The organism is Lachnospiraceae bacterium JLR.KK002 (assembly GCA_036941025.1).
GTDB lineage: Bacteria > Bacillota > Clostridia > Lachnospirales > Lachnospiraceae > Petralouisia.
Map to the genome: position 1 here is coordinate 83,415 of JAYMNP010000001.1, position 22,291 is coordinate 105,705.

The following is a 22,291-nucleotide window of genomic DNA, read 5'->3' on the forward strand; positions in this document are numbered from 1 at the left end:
GGGGAAAGGAAATGCAAAACGCTGAAACATCAGGAGAAAAGAACGTACTGCTGTCCATCCAGAATATACATAAATCTTTTGGCCTGAATCAGGTGCTGAAAGGTATCAATATGAAGCTGCGGGAAGGGGAAGTCCTTTCTTTAATAGGAGGAAACGGTGCAGGCAAGAGTACCCTGATGAAGATTATTATGGGTATTTATCAGCCCGATGAAGGCTGTATTTATATGAAAGGCAGTCAGGTACACCTTACGAAACCTTCCGTTGCCCTTGCCAATGGAATCTACATGGTACCGCAGGAACCCATGCTGTTTCCGAATATGACAGTGGAGCAGAATATCATTATCGGATTTGAGGAGAAGCCGGCGGAACTCAGGAAAAGGCTGATTGCACAGATGGAAGAAGTAGGCTGGAAGATGGATTTGAACCGCAAGGCCAGCAGCCTGTCCATCGCGGAACAGCAGCTTGTGGAAATTCTGCGGGGGCTGCTTCGGCAGGCCCGGATACTGATACTGGATGAGCCTACCAGCGCCCTTACCTTTGATGAAGCGGAAAGCCTGTTTAAATGCGTGAACGATCTGCGCTCCAGAGGAATCGGAATTATCTATATTACCCACAGGCTTGCGGAGGTATTTGAGATTTCCACCAGCGTTGCCATTATGCGCGACGGTATCATCACCCTCAGCGGCAAGGTAAGTGAATTTACAAAGGAGGCCCTGGTAAAGGGGCTGCTTCCTGCCGACAGCGAGAAAGAGAAGGAAGAAGCAGAAGAGACCGGTCATGAGATTGACTATAAGAACCAGAATCCTGTTCTGGAGCTCAGAGATTTCAGCGGCTATGGATTTAATAATATTTCCCTGAAGCTGTATCCCGGTGAAATACTGGGAGTGGCAGGCGTGGTAGGAGCGGGGCGTACCGAACTTGCCACAACCATATTCGGTATGGATGAAGTGCTGGGCGGAAAAGTAATCCTGGACGGAAAAGACATTACAGGCCTTTCCACCCGGAAGGTGCTGGAAGCCGGACTGAATTATGTGCCGGAGGACAGACATCTCCACGGGCTGTTTAAGATTGCGGATGTTGCCAGAAATACCACTTCCGCACTGTTATCGGAGAAGTCCATGGGAAGATTCCTGCTGAACCGGAAAAAAGAAAAAGAAGTGACTCAGAAATACATAGATGATTTCCGTATTAAGGTAACGGGGCAGACACAGCTTGCCGGAAGCCTTTCCGGCGGAAATCAGCAGAAAATTGTAATCGGGCGAAGCCTTTCTACCGGGCCTAAGGTAGTGATTCTGGATGAACCTACCCGCGGAATTGACGCCGGAGCCAGAGGAGATGTATATTCCATTATCCATCACCTGCGGAAACAGGGAGTATCGGTTCTTCTGATTTCTTCCGATATGGAAGAACTTGTGGAACTTTCCGACCGGGTGGTATCGGTGTTCCAGGGACGTATCAATGCAGAGTTCCGGAAGGCGGATATCAACCAGGATAATCTGATGGCAGCAGCTTTTGACGTTAAGACGGAGAAAGGAGTGGGAGCATGAAGTACATAAAAAAACTCACAAAGGCAAGAGAATTCAGCAGCCTGCTGTTCTTAATCGTACTGTTTGCCATTGTGGGCTGCATTAACATTAACTTTCTGGCGCCTTCCAGTATTGCGGCCTGTTTTAATGACAGCGTGGTGTTCACGCTGCTGGCAGTGGGTATGGCATTTGCCATTTTTATCGGCGAGATTGATGTTTCCGTGGGAGCGAATCTGGGCTTTACCGCGTCTGTGGTGGGTTCTCTGCTGCGGGACGGATATAACTGGATGTTCTGCTTTGCGGTGGGAATTTTAATCGGCGCGGCTATCGGCCTGATTAACGGTTTCGGGGTGGCGGTTCTGAAGATTCCGTCTCTGATTTTTACCCTTGGTACCAACGGTATACTGCGGGGACTGATTTATGTATATACCAATGGCGCCTGGGTGGAAAACCTGCCGGCTCCCTTTACCGCATTTGCGGCGAAACCTCTGCTGGCAAATCTGACGGTGTTTTATACGGTGACGATTCTGGCGGTGATTGTCATACATATACTGCTGACCAGAACGAAAAAAGGAAAATATTTTATTGCAGTGGGAGACAATGAAGGAGGAGCTCTTCTGGTTGGAATTCCCACCACACGGACGAAAATTACAGCTTATGTGCTCTGCGGTGTGTTTGCGGCTGTTGCAAGTATTTTATATGCTTCACGTATCGGATTTATTACAGCCATTGCAGGAAACGGTTATGAGATGAAGGCTATCGCAGCCTGTGTCATTGGAGGTATCAGTCTTTCCGGAGGTCTGGGAAGCGTCATCGGAGCTTCCATCGGCGCGGTTATTATGTCAAGTGTCAGCCGTATTCTGGTATTTATGGGATTTTCTTCTGATTATGATAATACAATTACCGGCGTTATGCTGATTACGATTGTGGTTCTGGACGCCCTTATGCAGAGAAATGCGGCGGAGCGGATCAGACGGGAGCGTCTGAAAGCCAGAGCGGCAAATGTATCGGGAAATAAAGGAGGTGAACAGGCATGAAGGCGAAGAAATTTTTAAGCTGGGAAATGTTTCTTCTGATTATTCTGATTCTGGAATTTGTCATATTTGGAGCAAAGAATCCCAAGTTTTTGATGCCGAGAGTGTTGTTTGCCAGTGTAAATGACTTTATTGCCATATGTTTTATTGCACTGTTCGTAACTTTTGTTATGATTACCGGAGGAATTGATATTCAGGCAGCTTCCATTGTAGGCCTTACTTCTATTATTATTGGTGTGGGCTGGCAGGACGGAGGCATGAATATCTGGGTGGCGTCCATTCTTGCCATTGTGGCAGCGGCAGTTTGCGGAGCCCTTTCCGGATTCTTTATCGCCTACTGCGGCGTGCAGGCCATGGTGGTCACGCTGGGCGGAAGTTTCCTGTATGCAGGTTTTGCATTGCTGGTATCCAATTTCTCCGCTTCGGAGGCTTATCAGGGAATCAGCGGATTTCCCGACAGTTTTAAAATTATTTCCAAGTTCAAGCTGTTTGGCGTAATACCCAGCCAGCTCCTGGTATTTATTGTATTGATTATTATCGCCTATATTCTGCTTCACAGGACGAAATACGGGAGAAGTATTTTCCTGGTGGGTATCAATCAGGAAGCGGCGGAATATTCCGGTATCAATACAAGGCTTGTAATTTTAAGTACCTATGTATTGTCAGCAGTCAGCGCGGCTCTGGCGGGAATTATGCTTACTTCCTATCTGGGAACTGCCAAGAGCGATCTGGGTGCGAACCTGACGCTGAATATCATTACCGCAGTGGTGCTGGGCGGCACCCTCAGTACAGGCGGAAAGGGAAGCGTAATTGGAACTGCTCTGGCCGCACTGGTTATCGGTATTTTAAGATTTGGCCTTTCCCTCTGTTTCCGGGTGAATACCCAATACCTGGATATCCCGGTGGGCGTTCTGCTTCTTGTGGTGGTGATTGGCCGGGCCATTGTATCCAGACCGGAGACAGCAGCATTTTTCAAAAAGCTGAAGAAGGAATCATAAGTTTATTCATGGCATAAGCCATTGAATATAGTATAAAAAAGGAGGAAAAAGCAATGAAAATGAAAAAAGTTTTGTCACTCGTACTTGCATTATCCCTGGCTCTTTCACTGACAGCCTGCGGTGGAAATAATGCAGACACTTCCACTCCCGCAAAAGAGGATTCCAACACAGAAGCGGATGATTCAGCAAAAGATGATGTGGAAGAAAAGGAAACTCCGGAAGACAGCGCTGACGACGGCGAAGCAGCAGATGACACATCTTCTGCAGGCGGCGCAGATGTTTCCGGTAAAACCGTTGTATTTATTCCGAAGGTAACCGGTAATGCGTTCTTTGAAGCAGCAAATGACGGTGCTCAGAAGTATGCAAAAGACTGGGGCTTCACTGTTGAATACGAAGGAAGCGCAACAGCAGGCGCAGCAGAGCAGGTAGAAGTAATTAACAAAGCAGTAGCAAGCGGCGCAGACGCAATCTGCATTTCCACCGTAGATGCAGCAGGCGTAAGAGATGCATTGCTGGAAGCAAAAGACGCAGGCGTTGCTGTATGTACCTGGGACTCTGACGCAGAAGCAGACGCACGTGCGCTGATGGTATCTCAGGGTACTCCTGAAATCCTCGGACAGATGCTGGTAGACATGTCCGTAGACGCTTTGAAGAAACGCGGCGTTGACCCGGAAAAAGACGAAGTAAACTATGTATGGCATTATTCACAGGCAACTGTTACAGACCAGAACTCCTGGCAGGTAGCAGGCGAAGCTATTATCGCAGAGAAATATCCCAACTGGAAAAAGGTTGCTGACAACTATTATTCCAATCAGGATGCAGAACAGGCTGTTACCACAGGTGCGGCAATTCTGGACGCTTATCCGGACATTGATCTGATTATCTGTAATGACTCCACAGCACTTCCGGGCCAGTTAAAAGCAGCTCAGAACAAAGGCATTACAAAAGACGATATGACCATTACCGGTTTTGCAACTCCTCAGGCTATCAAAGAATACTGCGATGCAGGCGTTCTGTATGAGTGGGGTCTGTGGGACTGCGGAATCCAGGGTGCTCTTGGATGTTATCTTGCAGCTTACATAGCAGCAGGCAATGACGTGGCAGTTGGCGATAAGATTGATGTACCTGGAATCGGCGAAGTTGAAGTTATGGCAAATGACTGCCTGAACGAAGGCGACACAACAGCCGACAAGAACAACGGTGTTGTTCTTCTTCCGGAACGTGTAATCTTTGATGAAACCAATGTAAATGACTATAACTTCTAAAACAAAGTGAAGTAGTTGCAGCAGGAAAGGTATTGAAACTGCTGCAGGTGATTTGGAGAGCAGCCACCGTTTCATATGTAAACAGTGGTTGCTTTCTGTAAAAAGACAGGAGGCTGAATAAAAATGGCAGATGTAGATGGCTTAAAAGTAGCGAAAGATTATAAAGTTTCCGTACCTTTTGCAAATCAGGGAAATTTCCATGTAAAGGGTGCCAACAACCTGGACTGGGGCATGAAAAAGCACCTTTCCAATATTTTTGACCCGGAAAGCGGCAATACGGTAATGTTTGCTTTTGACCACGGTTATTTCATGGGCTCCACCGCAGGGCTGGAAAGACTGGATATTCTCATTCCTCAGTTAATTCCGTACGTGGATGTGCTGATGGGAACCAGAGGCGCCCTTCGTACCTGCGTTCCGCCGGAGTGCCGTAAGGGAATTGCCCTGCGTACCACATCCGGTTCTTCCATGCTGGAAGACGACCTTTCCCATGAAGTGGTGGCAGTGGATATTGAAGACGCAATCCGCATGAATGCAGACTGTATGGCAATCCAGACTTTTATCGGTGCGGACGGACAGCTTTCCAGTCTGGACAATCTGTCAAAAACCATCAACGCAGGGCTTCGCTACAGCATTCCCACCATGGGCGTGGTAGCTGTCGGAAAGCAGATGGAGCGGACAGACCGGTTCTTCAAGCTGGCTACCAGAATTCTGGCTGAGCTGGGCGCAAACATCATCAAAACCTATAACTGCGAGAACTTTGAAGAAGTAGTGGCAGCCTGCCCGGTACCTATCGTAGTGGCAGGAGGCAAGAAACTTCCGGAAAAAGATGCTCTGACCCTGGCATATGAAGTCATCAGCAAGGGTGCAAGAGGCGTTGATATGGGACGTAATATTTTCCAGAGCCAGGATCCGGTGGCAATGGCACAGGCAGTTAATATGGTAGTACATAAGGGCGCTACCGATAAGGAAGCATATGAATTCTTCCTTGATACTAAAAAAGCCTGAATATAAGCCTGAATTTTGGCAACGATAGGATAGAAAACATGATTCCCCGGTTTCATGCAGATATGAAACCGGGGTTTGTAATGGCAGAGGCTGCATGGATAACAGTTTCATAATTATCCATGGAACAGCAGAAAGAAGGGTGGCAGAACATGAAATATGCAGCAGTTGCCTTATCCGTATTTGCCGGAGATTTTTTTCTGAAAAAATATATGGAAGAACACCGGGATATGCAGGAACAGACAGAAATCTGCAGAGGGACGCTGGCAGTGAAAAAATATCATAACAGAGGGGCGGCCCTGAACTTTATGGAAAAGCGTCCGAAACTGGTGAAAAAAGCCAGCGGAGGAATCCTTCTGGTTCTGAGCCTGCTGTGGTATATTATGCTCCGCAAAAAGAAAAGTCCGGGTCTGCTGACGGGACTGAGCCTTGCCCTGGGAGGCGGAGCAAATAATTTTTATGACCGGGTGGTCCGAGGATATGTGGTGGACTATTTCAGTTTCCGCACACCCTGGAAAAAACTGAACCAGATTGTGTTTAACCTGTCGGATATGTGCATTTTCCTGGGGTGTTTTCTGATTATTTTCTCCGCGCGTGAGCGTGATGCGGTATTGCCTGTAAGATGAAAAAGAATGTGCTGCGCATAATTGCTGTTATCTTACAGGAAATTCATATACTTTAACATTTCACAGTAACACCCTGATCCTGTAAAATAAAAAGCTGCTGCAATTACTGTTTTCAGCAATTACAGCAGCTTTCTTCTAATCAATTATAATCATCAATATTCTAATATCATAATAAAAACAAAAAATCTATATTATTGACAAAGGCACATTGTGAAAAAACTGATTAAATTAACGAACTACAGTTACGTTTACAGCCTGGGGTCCCTTGGAACCTTCTGTAACATCAAATTCTACTGCAGCACCTTCTTCCAAGGATTTGAAGCCTTCCATATTCAGTCCGGAATAATGAACAAATACGTCATTTCCGGATTCGTCAGAAATGAAGCCGTATCCTTTTTGGTTGTTAAACCATTTTACTGTACCCTGCATGTCACTACCTCCAATAAATAATAAAATAAACATATGCTATAGTTATTTATAACATGGGACAATGGTAACATATAATAGGAAAAAAGTAAAGGAATATTCCAGTAAAATTTAAAAAAAATGTAAAAAAAGTTACTTTTCACAAGGCACTGTGCACCATGCTGTACGATGTCCGGCCAAAGAAGTAGTGGTTGCCGGGCATCGGCCCCTCGCCGGAGGTGACTTTAAATGGCCGGATGCCGTTACCGGAACACCCGTAGTGTGAACAGTAACAAGAAATGGGTGTTGCTGCGCAAATCGGCCCCGGACAGACAGTTATATATGGGCAGTCAGGGGTTCCACAGCGATGCCGTGCTTCCGGAAAAAGAGTCTGACCATGTCGTCCCATCCATGTTCCAGAGACTTATCCATGGAAAAAATACCGTAGGAAATCCCGGTGGTACAGATAAGCTGCTGATTCTGATATTTCAGATTCAGATACATACCGGAAACATCCTCAGCAGAAAAACCGCTGTTTATGGATGTGACCGTCCGTTTCAGATTCTCGGCGGAGAGCCGGAACACAAATTTAAAGGAAGAAGGGGTCCGTTTCCCTCTGATTATCTGAAAACATACCGGACGCACCAGAGAGAAAGGAATATATTCTTCCTGCGCCACCAGCTCATAAGGGTCGTCCTCCGGGCTGAAAAAATCGGCCCTGGCATGTCCGTCCAGCAGATAGGTCATGCAGGTGGTAATGGAACCTTCCGACAGCAGAAAGCTGTCAAAGGTATCTGTGCGTAAAAATATATTCATAAATTCTTTTACATCCAGAATAGAAAGTGCGGTCATAAGAATACCTCCGGGATATAAAACCATTGTGTGAAACACGAAACATTATATTACAGAATCGGCAAAAACACAAGGATGATATAGTAGAAAAGAAACGATAAATGTGATATAATATGCCCTGAGGAGGATCCCATCGGAGATGGGAAGAGACCTGAAGGCCAGACGGGAGGGCCCCATCGGAGACAGGAAGAGACCTGAAGGCCGGACGGGAGGGACCCTGAGTGCGAAAAGATAGTACGCTCAGCGATTATAATAGTAATATAACAGAATGCAGGAGGCGGGACATGGAACAGACGGAACAGAAATTATTCAGATTACTGGAGAAGGGAACCAGTGCAGTTCTGGTGGTGCAGGAGGCGGAAGCCCGGCTGAAAGAGGCAGGATTCGAAGAACTGAAGTTTAATCAGACCTGGGGGCTGACGGAAAAGGGAAAATATTATGTAAAACATCACGATACCACTCTGTTTGCCTTTACCACAGGAGAACAGGCGGAACCCCGGAATAAGATTCGCATCGGAGCGGCCCATACGGATTTTCCATGTCTGAGGATAAAGCCGAATCCTGATGTGTCTGCCGGGGGATACGGACAGGTAAATACAGAGGTATACGGGGGAGCCATTTTGAACACCTGGCTGGACCGTCCCCTGAGTATTTCCGGACGTGTGGCGGTGGAAAGCAATGACGTAATGCATCCGGATATGCGTTATCTTTCCGTGGAACGGCCGCTGCTTGTGATTCCCAATCTGGCCATTCACATGAACCGTGACGTTAATAAAGGAGTAGAACTGAACAAACAGACGGATATGCTGCCCGTTTTTGGGCTGCTGGAAGAAGGGCAGAAAGAAGAACGTATGCTGATGAAATTCCTGGCAGAAGAACTGCAGGTGGAAGAAGAAAAAATACTGGACTATGAACTGTGGGTATACTGTGCGGAACAGCCCCGGTATCTGGGACGACAGCAGGAATTTATCCTTTCTCCCAGACTGGACAATCTCACATCTGTACATGCTCTTCTGACAGGGCTCACAGAGAGTAATCAGAGCTCCGGGCTGAATGTGGTGGCGCTGTTTGACCACGAAGAAGTGGGCAGCCGGACAAAGCAGGGAGCAGGCTCCATGCTGCTGCTGAATCTTCTGGATAAAATCCACGACAGCCAGGGGAAAACTGCGGCGCAGGCAGGGGAAAGCCTGTACGATGCTTTCTTCCTGTCGACAGATGTTGCCCATGGGCTTCATCCCAGCCAGATGGGCAAAATGGACATTACCAGTAAACCGGTTCTGGGAAAAGGGCTGTGTATCAAAGAAGCATCTTCCCAGTCCTATGCGACGGACTGCGAAGCAGTAGCGGTTGTGGAGCAGATTTGCAGAAGGAATAAGATTCCTTATCAGAAATTTGTAAATCGCTCCGATATGCCGGGCGGAGGGACTCTTGGCTCCATTGCTTCTGCCATTCTCCCGGTTCGGACCGTGGATGTGGGAGTACCTCTTCTGGCCATGCATTCCGCGGTGGAAACCATGGGTACTGCCGATATGAAATCTCTGACCAGTCTGATAACTGTTTTTTTTCAGACGTAGGCCATGAGAAAAAGCCTGGAATTTCGGATACATAATATAATGTAAGGAAGGTAGTTGGAAATGAAACTGATAAGAGGCAGGGTGGTCCTGCTGCTTCTCATTATTTTATCCGGCAGTTTTATGAACGCCTGTTCTGCGGATGTAATCCAGGATATTCTGCCGGAGGGCAGGGAGTCAGAAAGTGTTCCCCAAAATGAGAACAAACAGAAAGCAGAAGTGCCAAAAACAGATACGAAGCAGCTTGTTCCGCCTCCGGCGCAGCAGGAAATTTCAACAGGAAAATATGCCTATGACCACCTGACAGAGGAAGAACGGGTGGTCTATGATGAAATGCTGACAGCCATTCTGAATCATGAAGAAAAAATAAAGCTCTCAACTACAGATCTGGATTTGATGCGCAGGGCTTACACGGCAGTCTGCGGAGACTATGGCGGCCTGTTCTGGGTGGAGGGTTATGTATTTACCAGATATACCAAAGGAGAAGAACTGGTGAGTCTGGAATTTGCCCCCAAATACACCATGACAGAAGAAGAGCGCCGGAATACACAGGTTCAGATTGACGAGATTGTGGGAGCCTGGCTTGCGGGTATTACCATTAATCATACGGACTATGAAAAGGCAAAATACGTGTATGAACTGCTGGCCCTCAATACGGAATATGTGCAGGATGTGGAAGACAGCCAGAATATTATCAGTGTGTTTCTCAGACAGCAGACGGTGTGTCAGGGATATGCCTGCGCAGTTCAGTATCTGCTGAACCAGCTGGGCGTCCAGAGCGTGATAGTATCCGGTGTGGCTCTGGGAGAGGCCCATGCCTGGAATCTGATACGGCTGGACGGAGAATATTATTACATGGACGCCACCTGGGGAAATAATGGTTACCGGAACAGAGAAGGTCTGGAAACTTCGTTTATAGATTATAATTATATGGCCATGACTACCGAAGAAATGCTGATGGGCCATGTGCCTGATACGGAGCTGGAACTGCCGGAATGCATGTCTGTGACAAATAACTATTACCGGAAAGAGGGAAACTGGATTGAATCATGGGAACCGGAAGCCATGGGAGAAATTCTGTCAGAAGCATGGATGCAGGGACAGGTGGTAACGCTGCGATTTGCAGATGATTTTCTGAAAAAGCAGGCGTTCCGGTATTTTATAGAAGAAGGATTTATAGCGGATTACTGCAATGGAATTACGGAAGTAAATTATATTGAGGACGATATGTGGAAGGAAATCAGTTTCTGTTTCAACTGATTCTGAGCCGGAGTGTCAGAGAGAAATCCTGAGTTCTTTTCTGACACTCCTTTTTGCGTAAAATAGGGCTTTTCAAAACCTGATATTTATGCTACTATAAAGTAGTATTGAAAACCACATAAAATGACAATGGAAATATTAGAAAACCATATTAAATGTCGAATATTGCGTGGAATGATACTATATCAGGAGGAAAGACATGAACTATAAAATTGTAGTGGACAGTTGCGGGGAGCTGCCGGGGAAGCTGAAAGAGAGCGGACATTTTGAAAATGTGCCTCTGGAAATGTTTGTGGATGATTACCGGATTGTGGATGATGAAACTTTTGATCAGGCTGATTTCTTAAGACGGGTGGCGGCAAGCCCCAACAGTCCCAAATCAACCTGTCCTTCGCCGGAACGGTATATGTCGGCCTTTGACTGTGAAGCCGGACATGTTTATGCAGTTACCCTTTCTTCTCAGCTTAGCGGCTCATATAACAGCGCTGAAATCGGCCGTAAACTGTATCTGGAAGAAAAGGGAGAAAAACAGATTCATGTGTTTGACTCCAGATCTGCTTCTGTGGGCGAAACGCTGATTGCCATGAAGATTCAGGAATATGAGGAAAGAGGACTGGCCTTTGAAGAAGTGGTGGAAAAGGTGGAAGCATTTATTACAGGAATGAATACTTCCTTTGTGCTGGAGAACCTGGAGACTCTCCGGAAGAATGGAAGACTGAGCAATATGAAGGCATTTGTGGCAGGAGCACTGAATATTAAGCCGGTAATGGCCGGAACTGCAGAGGGAGCCATCTGCCAGATTGGCCAGGCGCGGGGGATTGGAAAGGCAGTGGACAAAATGATTCACGATCTGCTTTCCAAAACAGTGAACCCACAGGATAAAATATTTGCAATTTCCCACTGTAACTGTCTGAAAAGAGCGGAAGAAGCGGCAGAGAAGGTGCGGAAGCTGGCAGAATTTAAGGAAATATTTGTGATAGATACTGCGGGAATCAGCAGCATGTATGCCAATGACGGCGGCATTATCATGGCAGTGTAACAGAACCGGCATATGAAAAGGAACAGCAGTCATATGTTACAATATGGCGGCTGTTCCTTTTTCGGACTATGGAGCCTTTCGGGGCAGAACGGCTGTGGCAGTGTAATTATTCTTCTATGTAGGCTGCTTTATCCAGAGCTGTCTGAATTGCGTTCAGCAGTACCATGGAGGTATATTGATTGTCATCTCCATAGGAAATATTTTCCAGAGACTGTTTCTCGTAAATCTGTCTGGTAAGGTTATCCAGAGCAGGCTGCATCAGAGGATACATGGCGGCAGTGGCTTCGTCCAGATTTACCAGCGTGATGGAATTGATGTGGCTGTCATCCACCACAACTTCCACATCTATGGCGTTGTCATTTAATTGTATGGAGGAAGTATAGACCCCCGCCGTATATTTCATGGTTTCTTCCGTATCCCTGGATTTGTTATCCGGCAGGAACATAAAAATCAGCAGTAAAATCAGCAGAATTCCAAGCACGGCGAAAATAGCTGTATAGACCACTTCTTTTAGATGCAGAACAACAATTTTGGTTTTTGAACTCACAGGATTCCTCCTTAATCTCTCTTTGAATTACTATATGAGAGAAAAAAGGAAAATATGCTATTGACAAAAAAGGAAATTTATAGTATCATCTATGACATGCGATAGTGGCGTAGTTGGTAACGCGCGACCTTGCCAAGGTCGAGACCGCGGGTTCGAGCCCCGTCTATCGCTTTTACGGATAACAGCCGCAAACGTAAGGATTTTTCGATAAAATCGGGGTTTGCGGCTGTTTTTGATAAAATTTGATACATATATTGACAAATATAAGCCATATTTTTATGATACAAACAGGTAACTGATAATGATATGACAGTATGCTCGGATGGGCAGGTAAATCTGATGAAAGGAGAATCAGAAAGATGGAGGGTTTGGAAATGACAGAAAAAGAGCAGGCGGCAATTATGATTGATATTTACACAGATTTACAGAGGATTCAAAAAGCAGAGGATAAAGATAAAGAATTATCCAACCAGCTTCGTAAAGCGAAAGCTAAACTGGAAGCCCTTGGGGTTGTAACTGAGAATTTAATCATTGATTAAGAAAAGAAAGAGGTGACAGTAATGAATGCCATGCGAGATAAATACCCGGTGCAGTGACAGAGCCTGATAACAGGTTGCATCGGGGGATTGTTGTGTTATCAGGAAGCTGCACCGAATCGTGGAAAATCTCATATGCGAAAAGGAGCAGGAAAAAGATGGAAAAAGAAACATATTTAAAATTATGGCTGCAGGAAGAAGAACAGGCCCATATCCATGGCTGGGATTTTTCCCACATCAGCGGGAGATACGAAGAAGAACAGGATTTGCCCTGGAATTACAGAGAGATTGTCAGACATTATAGGAGACCTGAGCAGAAGCTGCTGGATGTTGAAACAGGGGGTGGGGAATTTCTCTTATCTCTGAATCATCCCTGCTGTAATCTGGCGGCTACGGAGAATTATCCGCCCAATGTGGAGTTATGTAAAGAGAAATTACTGCCTCTGGGCATTGATTTCAGGGAGGCGGATGGCGGCGGCAGGCTGCCCTTTGGCGACGGGAGTTTTGATTTGATTCTCAACCGGCACGGCAGCTTTCATCCGGCAGAAACATCACGGCTGTTAAAAGATGGAGGCATATTTATTACCGAACAGGTAGGTGCGGAAAATGACCGGGAACTGGTGGAATTATTGCTTGATGATGTGCCGGAACTTCCATTTCCCAAACAGTATCTGTGTATAGCAGAACAGGAGTTCCGGGAAGCGGGCCTTACTATTATAAGGGCGGAGGAAGCCTTTCGTCCCATAAAGTTCCGGGATGTGGGGGCCCTTGTCTGGTTTGCCCGTGTAATACCCTGGGAATTTCCTGGTTTTAATGTAAGAGGTTGTCAGGAAAATCTGTATCGTGCCCAGGAACTGCTGGAACGGGAAGGCGTGATAGAGGGAAAAATTCACCGTTTTCTTCTGGTTGCCAGGAAATAACTGAAAAACAGGAGCTTTCACCGGATTTCCTGAGTGAAAGCTCCTGTTTTCCATGGTTTCTTATTCAGCGGATGCTTCTTCCGTATACAGGCCGCTCATGTATTCATTTAATGCGCTTAAATCAACCTCCGTCTGGGAGGGAGTCTTTTTATCTTCTTTATGGAAATATCCGAATGCGGAATATCCCAGCCATCCGACAATGGCAACGCCCACTATGGTACTGCTTATGGTAAGGGCTGTGCGTTTCATTTTCTCCCGTTTCATGATTTTCTTCCGGTTGGCTTTTTCTTCCTTATATCGGTCTACTTTTTTCTGGCTCATAATTATTCTCCTTGTAATTTTATTAAATGAGCTGTCTGTCAGCTTTTAATCTTCTACAGTATACACCATTTTTGTGAAAAAATCTTAAAAAAATACAAAAAAATGAAAAATTATGTTATGATGATTCAGGCAAGAGGAAAACTATACAAAAACAAGGAGAAAGCAATGAGTTTGGCAGATCATATCTTTATAGAAATGTGCCGGGATATTCTGGACAACGGCTTCAGTACGGAGGGTGAAAAGGTGCGTCCCCGCTGGGAGGATGGAGTCAGCGCCTATACCATTAAAAAATTCGGCGTAGTTAATCGCTATGACCTGTCCAGAGAATTTCCGGCAATTACCCTGCGCAGAACTGCCATTAAGAGCTGTACCGATGAAATGCTCTGGATCTGGCAGAAGAAATCCAATAATATTAGAGATTTGAACAGTCATATCTGGGATGAATGGGCAGATGAGACAGGCTCCATTGGAAAGGCATACGGCTATCAGATGGGAGTAAAACATCGGTACAGAGAAGGTATGATGGACCAGGTAGACCGGGTCATTTATGATTTGAAGCATAATCCCTACAGCCGGAGGATTCTGACAAATCTCTATGTCCATCAGGATTTGAGCGAGATGAATCTCTATCCCTGTGCCTACAGCATGACCTTTAATGTGATTCAGAAGCCGGGGCAGGAGAAGATGACCCTGAATGCAGTGTTAAATCAGCGTTCTCAGGATGTGCTGACGGCCAATAACTGGAATGTGTGCCAGTATGCGGTGCTTATGCATATGCTGGCACAGGTCTGCGATATGGAAGCCGGGGAACTGGTTCATGTGATTGCAGACGCCCATATTTATGACAGGCATATTCCGCTGGTACGGGAGCTGATTACACGGGATACTTATCCGGCGCCGGAATTCTGGCTGAATCCGGAGGTGAAGGATTTCTATGAATTTACCAGGGATGACGTCAGGCTGGAGCATTATGTGACAGGGCCCCAGATTACGGATATTCCCGTGGCAGTTTAGGATTTCCCATGGAGTTTAACTGATTTGGACAGGAGGACAGGCTATGAATTTAATTGCGGCAGTGGATAAAAACTGGGCCATCGGCATGGACAATAAGCTGTTGGTGCGGATTCCGGAAGATATGAAATCGTTTCAGAAAATGACCACGGGAAAAGTGGTGGTGGTGGGCAGGAAGACGCTGGAAACCTTTCCTGGCGGCCAGCCATTGAAAAACAGGACGAATATTGTGCTCACATCTAACCGGGAGTTTCAGGTGAAAGGGGCTCAGGTGGCGCACAGTATGGAAGAGCTTCTGGAAGAACTGAAACAGTATGACAGCCGGGACGTCTATATAGCGGGCGGGGAAAGTGTTTACCGGCAAATGGCGGATTTGTGCGATACGGCTTATATTACGAAAATTGATTATGAATATCGGGCGGACGCATGGTTCCCGAATCTGGACGAGAGAGAGGAATGGGAACTGGCGGCGGACAGCGAGGAACAGACGTATTTTGATCTGGAATATTATTTTCTGAAATATGAGAAAAAGATAAAAGAGGCGGAATAAAATGAGTAATTTTATGTTCAGCCTCAACGTGACCATTCCCATTTTTCTGGTGATGGTGCTGGGCTGGGGACTCAGGCAGACCGGAATGCTGAATGATAATTTTGTGACGGTGGCAAATAAGTTTAATTTTCAGGTAACCCTGCCCGTATTGCTGCTGCGGGATATTTCTTCCGTGGATATCCGGGCTGTATTCGATTTGCATTATGTACTGTTCTGTGCGCTGGCCAGTTCTGCCTGTTTCTGGCTCATCTGGGCCGGAACCAGACTGTTTCTGAAAGACCGGTATATGACGGGGGCCTTTGTACAGGCCTCTTTCCGCAGCAGTGCGGCGGTGATGGGCCTCGCTTTCATCCAGAATATCTACGGACAGTCCGCCATGGGCCCCCTGATGATTGTGGGGGCAGTGCCCCTCTACAATATTTATTCTGTAATCGTACTGACTTTTGAGGGACAGCAGAATCAGAATACAGATAAAAAAGCAAAAATCCGGGAGGCCTGTATCAATATTCTGAAAAATCCCATCATAATAAGTATTTTCCTGGGGCTTCTGATTTCACTGGGAAGGATTCAGTTTCCGGTGATGGTGGATAAAACCATAAACAATGTGGCTCAGATGGCCACGCCTCTGGCGCTGGTTACGCTGGGTGCAGGCTTTGAAGGAAAAAAGGCTCTGACAAAACTGAAACCTACGCTGGCGGCTTCCCTGATAAAACTGGCGGCGCAGCCTGCGGTATTTGTGCCGGTTGCTCTGGTGCTGGGCTTTGAAGGAGAAAAACTGATTGGGATTCTGATTATGCTGGCTTCTCCCACTACCCCAAGCTGCTATATTATGGCAAAAAATATGGGCAATGACGGAACGCTGACGGCCAGTGTGGTGGTAGCCACCACGCTGCTGGCGTCTTTTACCCTGACCGGATGGATTTTTCTGTTAAAGACGCTGGGGTATATTTAAATTTCGTGAAGAATGACACTTTCCCAAATGAAAGATTTCTGTTACAATAGAGCGGATACTATAAATTAAGACAGAGGTGAATCTTATGGCGATGGATATAACAGGAAGAAAATTATTTGTAAAAGCATTGCTGGAAGAAGGGATTGACACCGTGTTCGGTTATCCCGGCGGCATGGTAACAGATATTCTGGATGAATTATATAAACATGAAGAAATTGAACTGGTACTGCCCAGGCATGAGCAGGGGCTGATTCACGAAGCGGAGGGCTATGCGAAAGCCACGGGTACCGTGGGGGTTTGCGTGGTAACCAGCGGTCCGGGAGCCACCAACGTGATTACGGGTCTTGCAGACGCCCATTACGATAACATTCCGCTGGTATGTATTACCGGGCAGGTACCGTTGAATCTCATTGGAAATGACGCCTTTCAGGAGGTGGATATTGTAGGTATGACCCGCAGTATCACTAAATACGGTGTGACAGTGCGCGACCGGAAGGATTTGGGGAAGATTCTGAAAATGGCCTTTCATATTGCCAGAACCGGAAAACCGGGGCCGGTGCTGATTGATTTGCCAAAAGATATTCAGACAGCCACCGGGCCGGGAGAATATCCCAAATCCGTATCCATACGCGGATACAAACCCAATGAAAGCGTTCATATTGGCCAGCTGAAAAAGGGTTACAAGCTGCTGAAAGCTGCCAGGAAACCTCTGTTTCTGGTGGGCGGAGGCGTTAATATCGCCAGAGCCAATGAGAAAATGTTAAAGCTGGTGGAACAGACCAGAGTACCGGTGGTAACCACTATTATGGGCAAAGGGGCCATTCCCACCGGCCATCCGTATTATATCGGCAACAGCGGTATGCACGGAAAATATGCGGCCAATATTGCGGTGGGCCAGTGCGACGTGCTGTTTTCCATCGGCACCAGGTTCAATGACCGGATTACCGGGGATTTGAATGAATTTGCGCCGAATGCCCAGATTGTACATGTGGACATTGACACAGCGGCTATATCCAGAAATGTGGTGGTGGACGTGCCCATTGTTGCGGACGCAAATCTGGCTCTGGAAAAACTGCTGGAATGGGCGGAACCTCAGGATACGGAAGAATGGCTGGCTCAGATTCGGGAATGGGATAAGGAAAATCCGCTGGAAATGCGCAGAGACAAAGGCATGACGCCCCAGATGATCATGGAGCAGATAAATGAACAGTTCCCGGAGGGAATTGTTGTGACAGACGTGGGCCAGCACCAGATGTGGGCGGCCCAGTACATAGAGCTGAATGAGAAGAAGCAGTATATTACTTCCGGCGGCCTTGGCACCATGGGCTTTGGATTTCCGGCGGCCATCGGCGCCAAAATCGGCTGCCCTGAGAAACAGGTGGTATGTATCACCGGCGACGGCGGAATGCAGATGAATCTGCAGGAACTGGCCACTGCCATGACCCAGGAGGCAAATGTAATTGTGTGTATTCTTAACAATTATTATCTGGGGATGGTGCGGCAGATGCAGCAGCTTTTCTATGGCAAGCGCTACAAAGCCACCTGCCTGCGGCGGAGGAAAAACTGCCCCAATGACTGTAAAGGCCCCAATCCGGCCTGCCCCCCCTACGAGCCGGATTTCGTAAAGCTGGCGGAAAGTTATGGAGCCTGCGGTATTCGTGTCACAAAAGAAGAAGAAATTGCCCCTGCATTCGAGAAGGCCAAAGAGCAGAATGTGCCTGTCTTAATCGAATTTATGATTGCAGCAGAGGAAATTGTGCTGCCCATGGTAAAAGGCGGCAATCCCATGACGGAAATGATTTTGAAATAGGAAGGGGGAACTGGAATGAAAAACAGATGGATTGCACTGTATGTGGAAAACCAGGTGGGTGTGCTGGCCAAGGTTTCCGGTCTTTTTTCCGGGAAATCCTATAACCTGCAGAGTCTGACCGTGGGAACCACGGAAGATGAAACCGTATCCCGCATGACGATTTGCGTTACCAGCGACGATATCACCTTTGAACAGATTAAGAAACAGTTAAACCGGATGGTGGAAGTAATTAAAGTCATAGATTTGACGGATATGCCCATCCATATGAAAGAAATCCTGTTTGCCAAAGTAAAGGAATGCTCCGTTGCGGAAAAGGCAGAGCTGTTCCAGATTGCCCAGGTATTTCAGGTAGAGGTGACCGATATCGGCACAGACAGCGTACTGCTGGAATGCAAAATGACGGAGCGGCGCAACAATGAACTGATTGATTTGCTGAGAAGCAAATATAAACATATTGAGATTGTCCGGGGAGGGGCGGTGGCCATTGAGTCCATCAGCACTTCCTGCGCCGGAAGATCAGAGTATTTCCGTCTGGCCCATCGGCCGAAAACCGTATAAAATCATAGTGTTTTTTGATGGCTTATCGGCCGAAAACCGTATAAAATTCAGAAGATTTCCGGCTGGTTTGTCAGACGGAGGAGGGAGCGTGAAACATGCGTAAAATTTTGGTGGTTGTGGATATGCAGAAGGATTTTATTGACGGTTCCCTTGGAACAGAAGAAGCACAGGCCATTGTAAATCACGTTATTAAGAAAATGAAATCTTATGAAAAATCAGATATCTATCTGACCAGAGATACCCATGGGGAGGATTACCTGGAAACCGCCGAAGGAAAGAAGCTGCCGGTGGTTCATTGTGTGAAAGATACGGAAGGGTGGCAGCTTCATCCGGAAATCGAGGCACTGGCAGAGCCTTCCCATATCATTGACAAACCCACTTTCGGCTCCCTGGGACTGATGGAACTGCTGAAGCAGGAAAACGAAAGGGAGACGTTGGAGCTGGAACTGGCGGGACTGTGCACCGATATCTGTGTGGTGAGCAACGCCCTTCTTCTGAAGGCAGCCATGCCGGAAATTACCATCCGGGTGGATGCGTCCTGCTGTGCAGGCGTAACGCCTGAGTCCCATAAGGCGGCGCTGCTTACCATGGGCATGTGCCAGATAGAAACTGAGTGACAGAAGACCGGCGTATGTGCCGGACAAAGTGACAGGAGGAAAGCTATGCTGCCCACGAGAGAACAGGCGGAGGAACTTTTAAGAGAAGGGGAAGCGTGCAATCCCGGCCCCTGGGGAAATCACTGCCGTGTGGCCGCTCACTGTGCGGGAAAAATAGCGCAGGCGTGCGGGGACATGGATGGGGAGAAAGCCTGGATTCTCGGCCTGCTGCACGACATCGGAAGAAAATTTGGCGCAAGGCACCTGGGACATGTATCGGACGGATATTCCTATATGATGTCACTGGGGTATGATGAGGCGGCGAAAATCTGCCTGACCCATTCTTTTCATAATCAGACCACCGACGGGTATATCGGGCGGTTTGATACCACGCAGGAGGAGATGAAGCTGATTGAAGACAGGCTGAAAACTGTGGAGATGGATGATTATGACAGACTGATTCAGTTATGTGATTCGCTGGCAGGGGCGGAAGGCGTGCTGGACATTGAGGAGCGGATGGGAGATGTGAAGCGCAGGTATGGCGCATATCCGCAGGAAAAATGGGACAGCAATCTGAATTTGCTGAAGTATTTTGAAAAAAAGACGGGCAGGGACATTTATTCTGTGGTGGAAAAAGATACGTTCCGTCCATAAACAGATATTGGTATGAGGAGATTTGAGCCATGCGGATAGCAATTTGTGAAGACAACGAGAAGGAGCTTGCTTATGTCTCAGAGCTGCTTATGGAATATCAGATGGATCGGGAAGTGGATATGGACTGCCATTCCTATCACAGCAGTACGGATTTTCTGTGCGATGTGAAAAGCGGAGAGTACGACCTTGTGCTGCTGGATGTGGTTATGCCGGGAATCAGCGGCGTGCAGGCGGCGCAGGAACTGAGAGAACGGGACCGGAATGTCAGAATTATCTTTATGTCGTTCTCCCCGGAGTTTGCTGTGGAAAGCTACCATGTGGGAGCATATTATTACCTGCTCAAACCTCTGGGAGCCGACTCTCTTTTTCCGTTGCTGGACAGAGTGAGAGAGGAACTGTATACGCAGGAAGAACAGGGATTTGTGCTGAAGAACAGGAAAGGCGTGGTCAGGATACCCTTTACAGGACTTGAATATGTGGAGGTTATCAATAAGACGGTATCTTTCCATCTGGCAAGTGGTGTGATTCATGAGGCGACCGCCGTGCTGGGAGAATTTGAGGAAAAACTTCTGGACAGGCCGGAATTCTTAAAAACTCACCGCTCTTTTCTGGTCAATCTGAATTATGTTCAGGCCATGGATGAAAATTGTATTGTGACCAGGAATAATCACAGGATTCCCCTGTCCCGGCAGCGGCGCAGGCAGGTGCAGGCTGCCTGCAATTAAAATCGGTCCAGTTTTTCAGCAAGATAGCTTTTCAGGGGTTCATCGTTACACAGGAGACAGATCTGATTTTGCAGATACGGCAGCATACTTTCGTCACCCAGGCCCTCCAAATCCCAGTAATTATCCTGACAGGCCTGCCAGTGTTCTCCATCCAGGGAGTGCATGGGCTGAACAGAAACGGTATCGGCCGGAAAATCCGTAAAGGTGCCCCTTACCTGATATTCGTGGGGAGAGTATTCGATGGCAGCGCTGAATGGGAGCGCCGATTCGCCGGGAGATGGCACGTTGGCTTCTTCCGGCGTCACAGTCGGCAGTTCCTGCGATATTTCGTCAGATATCCGGGCGTTGTCCGGTGTTATGATTTCTTCCGGTAATTGTCCTGCTGTTACGGAGAGAGCCGGAAAGACGTTGGATAAAAGCAGCAGTGCAGCTAAGACAGCTGCAGCTTCTGGAAAAAATTTCATATCTGTACCTCATTTCAACTGGTTTTAATCTGAATTCTGACAGTTTCCGTTACCGTTCACGCAGTCTCAGCTACATTTTGCACCGGCAGCAGTTCCGGGGCTTCTTTTTATGCCAAAATTCAACTGTATCACTGCATTCGTCTGATTATCAGTCCGTTTCTGATATTTTCAAGAAAACATATATCATGTCAGGGGTTGCAGCAGGAGAAAGGACATGATTGATTCTGGTAAAAGTAGCATGTTGTGATGATGATTTGTCCGTCTATGACAGAACACGCATTTTTGCAGATGGCTACGGTATATTTTGTTCAGGCACCAATATGGCCTGGCAAAGAAAAAAGAGATAAAAAGGAGAAAAGTATGAAGAAAAAATTAATTACACTTGGACTGAGCCTGGTAATGGTGCTGTCTCTGGCAGCATGTGGAGGAAATTCTGAAAGCGGAAGCAGGTCAGAAGAAAGTTCTTCTGCAAAAGCAAAAACAGAAGAAGAGGCAGATGACAATGTGTCTGAGGAAGAGGAAAATGCTTCCGAAACGGAACAGGGCAGTGGAGCCGAAGCTGTGTCAGATGATGAGGTAAGCGAGGATTTACTGGAGTTTCTGGAACAGCTGACCCTTCTGGAACCTTCCGAACCCAGGCGGAGACCGGGGAACCTTACGATGTGGGGAATCTTCCGAAGGAGCCCTTTGGGTTCGTCCTGAATCTTGTGATTGCCCTGGGCGTTGGCTTTATTTTTTCACTGATTGTAACGGGAATTATGAGAAGCGGCCTGAAAAGCGTGGGCAGCAAATCTGTAGCGGATGATTACATAAAGAACGACAGTATGAAGCTGACCAGGAAAACGGATCTGTTCCTGTATGAGAAGGTGGAACGGAGGAAAAAGCCCAAAGAGAATGATTCGGGCGGTTCAGAGACCCATACGTCTTCTTCCGGTACAACCCATGGGGCGGAGGCGGAAAATTCTGAGCAGCCGGGATACAATAGTATTGTTACAGAATATGATTTTGGATAAGGAGGAGAAGCATGAAAAAAATTAGTAAAGTGGATGATAACCTTTGGAAGCTGTCT

Annotated in this window: 26 protein-coding genes and 1 tRNA gene; 22 read left to right on the top strand and 5 right to left on the bottom strand. The window is 47.0% G+C overall.

What is annotated here, in order from left to right; all coding sequences use genetic code 11:
* The first annotated feature begins 11 nt into the window (after positions 1–11).
* From VSQ32_00430 to VSQ32_00455, 6 genes are all read left to right on the top strand, one after another.
* Positions 12–1,547 carry a sugar ABC transporter ATP-binding protein gene (locus tag VSQ32_00430; protein ID MEH2941358.1) on the top strand — a complete coding sequence of 512 codons (1,536 nt, stop codon included), beginning with the start codon at positions 12–14 and terminating at the stop codon, positions 1,545–1,547.
* Positions 1,544–2,563 (top strand): ABC transporter permease, encoded by a 1,020-nt coding sequence (locus tag VSQ32_00435; protein MEH2941359.1) that lies wholly within the window; start codon positions 1,544–1,546, stop codon positions 2,561–2,563. The genes VSQ32_00430 and VSQ32_00435 overlap by 4 nt, the downstream gene beginning before the upstream one ends.
* Positions 2,560–3,558, top strand: a complete 999-nt coding sequence (locus VSQ32_00440) for an ABC transporter permease (protein ID MEH2941360.1) — start codon at positions 2,560–2,562, stop codon at positions 3,556–3,558. The genes VSQ32_00435 and VSQ32_00440 overlap by 4 nt, the downstream gene beginning before the upstream one ends.
* A gap of 53 nt (positions 3,559–3,611) precedes the next feature.
* Positions 3,612–4,823 (top strand): substrate-binding domain-containing protein, encoded by a 1,212-nt coding sequence (locus tag VSQ32_00445; GenBank protein ID MEH2941361.1) that lies wholly within the window; start codon positions 3,612–3,614, stop codon positions 4,821–4,823.
* A gap of 123 nt (positions 4,824–4,946) precedes the next feature.
* Positions 4,947–5,828, top strand: a complete 882-nt coding sequence (lsrF, locus tag VSQ32_00450; protein MEH2941362.1) for a 3-hydroxy-5-phosphonooxypentane-2,4-dione thiolase — start codon at positions 4,947–4,949, stop codon at positions 5,826–5,828.
* A gap of 149 nt (positions 5,829–5,977) precedes the next feature.
* Positions 5,978–6,451, top strand: coding sequence for a signal peptidase II (locus VSQ32_00455; protein MEH2941363.1), 474 nt, complete (start codon positions 5,978–5,980; stop codon positions 6,449–6,451).
* Positions 6,452–6,679: 228 nt separating this feature from the next.
* Here the strand turns inward: VSQ32_00455 and VSQ32_00460 are convergent, their stop codons facing one another.
* A complete protein-coding gene (locus tag VSQ32_00460; protein ID MEH2941364.1) occupies positions 6,680–6,880 on the bottom strand; it encodes a cold shock domain-containing protein in 201 nt (66 codons plus the stop codon).
* 312 nt (positions 6,881–7,192) lie between these two features.
* Positions 7,193–7,708: a DUF5721 family protein gene (locus tag VSQ32_00465; GenBank protein ID MEH2941365.1), complete on the bottom strand. Its 516-nt coding sequence runs from the start codon at positions 7,706–7,708 to the stop codon at positions 7,193–7,195.
* A 284-nt stretch (positions 7,709–7,992) separates the two neighbouring features.
* On the opposite strand from VSQ32_00465, the gene VSQ32_00470 reads away from it, so the two are divergent.
* The 3 genes from VSQ32_00470 to VSQ32_00480 all read left to right on the top strand — a co-directional run bounded on the left by VSQ32_00470 (position 7,993) and on the right by VSQ32_00480 (position 11,578).
* Positions 7,993–9,282 carry a M18 family aminopeptidase gene (locus tag VSQ32_00470; protein MEH2941366.1) on the top strand — a complete coding sequence of 430 codons (1,290 nt, stop codon included), beginning with the start codon at positions 7,993–7,995 and terminating at the stop codon, positions 9,280–9,282.
* Positions 9,283–9,342: 60 nt separating this feature from the next.
* Entirely contained in the window at positions 9,343–10,539 is a 1,197-nt protein-coding gene (locus VSQ32_00475; GenBank protein MEH2941367.1) for a transglutaminase domain-containing protein, read from the top strand.
* Positions 10,540–10,738: 199 nt separating this feature from the next.
* A complete protein-coding gene (locus VSQ32_00480) occupies positions 10,739–11,578 on the top strand; it encodes a DegV family protein (protein MEH2941368.1) in 840 nt (279 codons plus the stop codon).
* A 106-nt stretch (positions 11,579–11,684) separates the two neighbouring features.
* Here the strand turns inward: VSQ32_00480 and VSQ32_00485 are convergent, their stop codons facing one another.
* Positions 11,685–12,125 carry a hypothetical protein gene (locus VSQ32_00485; protein ID MEH2941369.1) on the bottom strand — a complete coding sequence of 147 codons (441 nt, stop codon included), beginning with the start codon at positions 12,123–12,125 and terminating at the stop codon, positions 11,685–11,687.
* A 98-nt stretch (positions 12,126–12,223) separates the two neighbouring features.
* Here VSQ32_00485 and VSQ32_00490 point away from each other — a divergent pair.
* The 3 genes from VSQ32_00490 to VSQ32_00500 all read left to right on the top strand — a co-directional run bounded on the left by VSQ32_00490 (position 12,224) and on the right by VSQ32_00500 (position 13,581).
* A tRNA-Gly gene (locus VSQ32_00490) sits at positions 12,224–12,296 on the top strand.
* Positions 12,297–12,484: 188 nt separating this feature from the next.
* Positions 12,485–12,664: a hypothetical protein gene (locus VSQ32_00495; protein ID MEH2941370.1), complete on the top strand. Its 180-nt coding sequence runs from the start codon at positions 12,485–12,487 to the stop codon at positions 12,662–12,664.
* Between the two features lie 155 nt (positions 12,665–12,819).
* Complete coding sequence (locus VSQ32_00500; GenBank protein ID MEH2941371.1) at positions 12,820–13,581, top strand: class I SAM-dependent methyltransferase; 762 nt, start codon at positions 12,820–12,822, stop codon at positions 13,579–13,581.
* Between the two features lie 60 nt (positions 13,582–13,641).
* Here the strand turns inward: VSQ32_00500 and VSQ32_00505 are convergent, their stop codons facing one another.
* Positions 13,642–13,902, bottom strand: coding sequence for a hypothetical protein (locus VSQ32_00505; protein MEH2941372.1), 261 nt, complete (start codon positions 13,900–13,902; stop codon positions 13,642–13,644).
* Positions 13,903–14,067: 165 nt separating this feature from the next.
* On the opposite strand from VSQ32_00505, the gene thyA reads away from it, so the two are divergent.
* From thyA to VSQ32_00545, 8 genes are all read left to right on the top strand, one after another.
* Positions 14,068–14,916 (top strand): thymidylate synthase, encoded by an 849-nt coding sequence (gene thyA / locus VSQ32_00510; protein MEH2941373.1) that lies wholly within the window; start codon positions 14,068–14,070, stop codon positions 14,914–14,916.
* A 43-nt stretch (positions 14,917–14,959) separates the two neighbouring features.
* Positions 14,960–15,463: a dihydrofolate reductase gene (locus VSQ32_00515; protein ID MEH2941374.1), complete on the top strand. Its 504-nt coding sequence runs from the start codon at positions 14,960–14,962 to the stop codon at positions 15,461–15,463.
* A 1-nt stretch (position 15,464) separates the two neighbouring features.
* A complete protein-coding gene (locus VSQ32_00520) occupies positions 15,465–16,415 on the top strand; it encodes an AEC family transporter (protein ID MEH2941375.1) in 951 nt (316 codons plus the stop codon).
* Between the two features lie 91 nt (positions 16,416–16,506).
* Positions 16,507–18,225, top strand: a complete 1,719-nt coding sequence (ilvB, locus tag VSQ32_00525) for a biosynthetic-type acetolactate synthase large subunit (GenBank protein MEH2941376.1) — start codon at positions 16,507–16,509, stop codon at positions 18,223–18,225.
* Positions 18,226–18,240: 15 nt separating this feature from the next.
* On the top strand, positions 18,241–18,783 hold the full coding sequence (ilvN, locus tag VSQ32_00530) for an acetolactate synthase small subunit (GenBank protein MEH2941377.1): 543 nt from the start codon (positions 18,241–18,243) through the stop codon (positions 18,781–18,783).
* Positions 18,784–18,878: 95 nt separating this feature from the next.
* Positions 18,879–19,400, top strand: a complete 522-nt coding sequence (locus VSQ32_00535) for an isochorismatase family cysteine hydrolase (GenBank protein ID MEH2941378.1) — start codon at positions 18,879–18,881, stop codon at positions 19,398–19,400.
* Between the two features lie 45 nt (positions 19,401–19,445).
* Positions 19,446–20,033, top strand: a complete 588-nt coding sequence (locus tag VSQ32_00540) for an HD domain-containing protein (protein ID MEH2941379.1) — start codon at positions 19,446–19,448, stop codon at positions 20,031–20,033.
* Positions 20,034–20,062: 29 nt separating this feature from the next.
* Positions 20,063–20,758, top strand: coding sequence for a LytTR family DNA-binding domain-containing protein (locus VSQ32_00545; GenBank protein ID MEH2941380.1), 696 nt, complete (start codon positions 20,063–20,065; stop codon positions 20,756–20,758).
* Here the strand turns inward: VSQ32_00545 and VSQ32_00550 are convergent.
* A complete protein-coding gene (locus VSQ32_00550; GenBank protein ID MEH2941381.1) occupies positions 20,755–21,222 on the bottom strand; it encodes a hypothetical protein in 468 nt (155 codons plus the stop codon). The two genes, VSQ32_00545 and VSQ32_00550, sit on opposite strands and share 4 nt — an antisense overlap.
* Positions 21,223–21,582: 360 nt before the next feature.
* On the opposite strand from VSQ32_00550, the gene VSQ32_00555 reads away from it, so the two are divergent.
* On the top strand, positions 21,583–21,924 hold the full coding sequence (locus VSQ32_00555) for a hypothetical protein (protein MEH2941382.1): 342 nt from the start codon (positions 21,583–21,585) through the stop codon (positions 21,922–21,924).
* A complete protein-coding gene (locus tag VSQ32_00560) occupies positions 21,885–22,235 on the top strand; it encodes a hypothetical protein (protein MEH2941383.1) in 351 nt (116 codons plus the stop codon). The genes VSQ32_00555 and VSQ32_00560 overlap by 40 nt, the downstream gene beginning before the upstream one ends.
* Positions 22,236–22,291: the final 56 nt, after the last annotated feature.

Bases quoted from the DNA above. Each gene is read 5' to 3' on its own strand.
- VSQ32_00480 (MEH2941368.1), top strand. From the start codon at position 10,739: ATGAACTATAAAATTGTAGTGGACAGTTGCGGGGAGCTGCCGGGGAAG.
- lsrF (MEH2941362.1), top strand. From the start codon at position 4,947: ATGGCAGATGTAGATGGCTTAAAAGTAGCGAAAGATTATAAAGTTTCC.
- VSQ32_00445 (MEH2941361.1), top strand. From the start codon at position 3,612: ATGAAAATGAAAAAAGTTTTGTCACTCGTACTTGCATTATCCCTGGCT.
- VSQ32_00535 (MEH2941378.1), top strand. From the start codon at position 18,879: ATGCGTAAAATTTTGGTGGTTGTGGATATGCAGAAGGATTTTATTGAC.
- ilvB (MEH2941376.1), top strand. From the start codon at position 16,507: ATGGATATAACAGGAAGAAAATTATTTGTAAAAGCATTGCTGGAAGAA.
- VSQ32_00440 (MEH2941360.1), top strand. From the start codon at position 2,560: ATGAAGGCGAAGAAATTTTTAAGCTGGGAAATGTTTCTTCTGATTATT.
- VSQ32_00505 (MEH2941372.1), bottom strand. From the start codon at position 13,902: ATGAGCCAGAAAAAAGTAGACCGATATAAGGAAGAAAAAGCCAACCGG.
- VSQ32_00455 (MEH2941363.1), top strand. From the start codon at position 5,978: ATGAAATATGCAGCAGTTGCCTTATCCGTATTTGCCGGAGATTTTTTT.
- VSQ32_00460 (MEH2941364.1), bottom strand. From the start codon at position 6,880: ATGCAGGGTACAGTAAAATGGTTTAACAACCAAAAAGGATACGGCTTC.
- VSQ32_00515 (MEH2941374.1), top strand. From the start codon at position 14,960: ATGAATTTAATTGCGGCAGTGGATAAAAACTGGGCCATCGGCATGGAC.
- VSQ32_00495 (MEH2941370.1), top strand. From the start codon at position 12,485: ATGGAGGGTTTGGAAATGACAGAAAAAGAGCAGGCGGCAATTATGATT.
- VSQ32_00500 (MEH2941371.1), top strand. From the start codon at position 12,820: ATGGAAAAAGAAACATATTTAAAATTATGGCTGCAGGAAGAAGAACAG.
- VSQ32_00465 (MEH2941365.1), bottom strand. From the start codon at position 7,708: ATGACCGCACTTTCTATTCTGGATGTAAAAGAATTTATGAATATATTT.
- VSQ32_00545 (MEH2941380.1), top strand. From the start codon at position 20,063: ATGCGGATAGCAATTTGTGAAGACAACGAGAAGGAGCTTGCTTATGTC.
- ilvN (MEH2941377.1), top strand. From the start codon at position 18,241: ATGAAAAACAGATGGATTGCACTGTATGTGGAAAACCAGGTGGGTGTG.
- VSQ32_00540 (MEH2941379.1), top strand. From the start codon at position 19,446: ATGCTGCCCACGAGAGAACAGGCGGAGGAACTTTTAAGAGAAGGGGAA.
- thyA (MEH2941373.1), top strand. From the start codon at position 14,068: ATGAGTTTGGCAGATCATATCTTTATAGAAATGTGCCGGGATATTCTG.
- VSQ32_00475 (MEH2941367.1), top strand. From the start codon at position 9,343: ATGAAACTGATAAGAGGCAGGGTGGTCCTGCTGCTTCTCATTATTTTA.
- VSQ32_00550 (MEH2941381.1), bottom strand. From the start codon at position 21,222: ATGAAATTTTTTCCAGAAGCTGCAGCTGTCTTAGCTGCACTGCTGCTT.
- VSQ32_00520 (MEH2941375.1), top strand. From the start codon at position 15,465: ATGAGTAATTTTATGTTCAGCCTCAACGTGACCATTCCCATTTTTCTG.
- VSQ32_00435 (MEH2941359.1), top strand. From the start codon at position 1,544: ATGAAGTACATAAAAAAACTCACAAAGGCAAGAGAATTCAGCAGCCTG.
- VSQ32_00470 (MEH2941366.1), top strand. From the start codon at position 7,993: ATGGAACAGACGGAACAGAAATTATTCAGATTACTGGAGAAGGGAACC.
- VSQ32_00430 (MEH2941358.1), top strand. From the start codon at position 12: ATGCAAAACGCTGAAACATCAGGAGAAAAGAACGTACTGCTGTCCATC.
- VSQ32_00555 (MEH2941382.1), top strand. From the start codon at position 21,583: ATGAAGAAAAAATTAATTACACTTGGACTGAGCCTGGTAATGGTGCTG.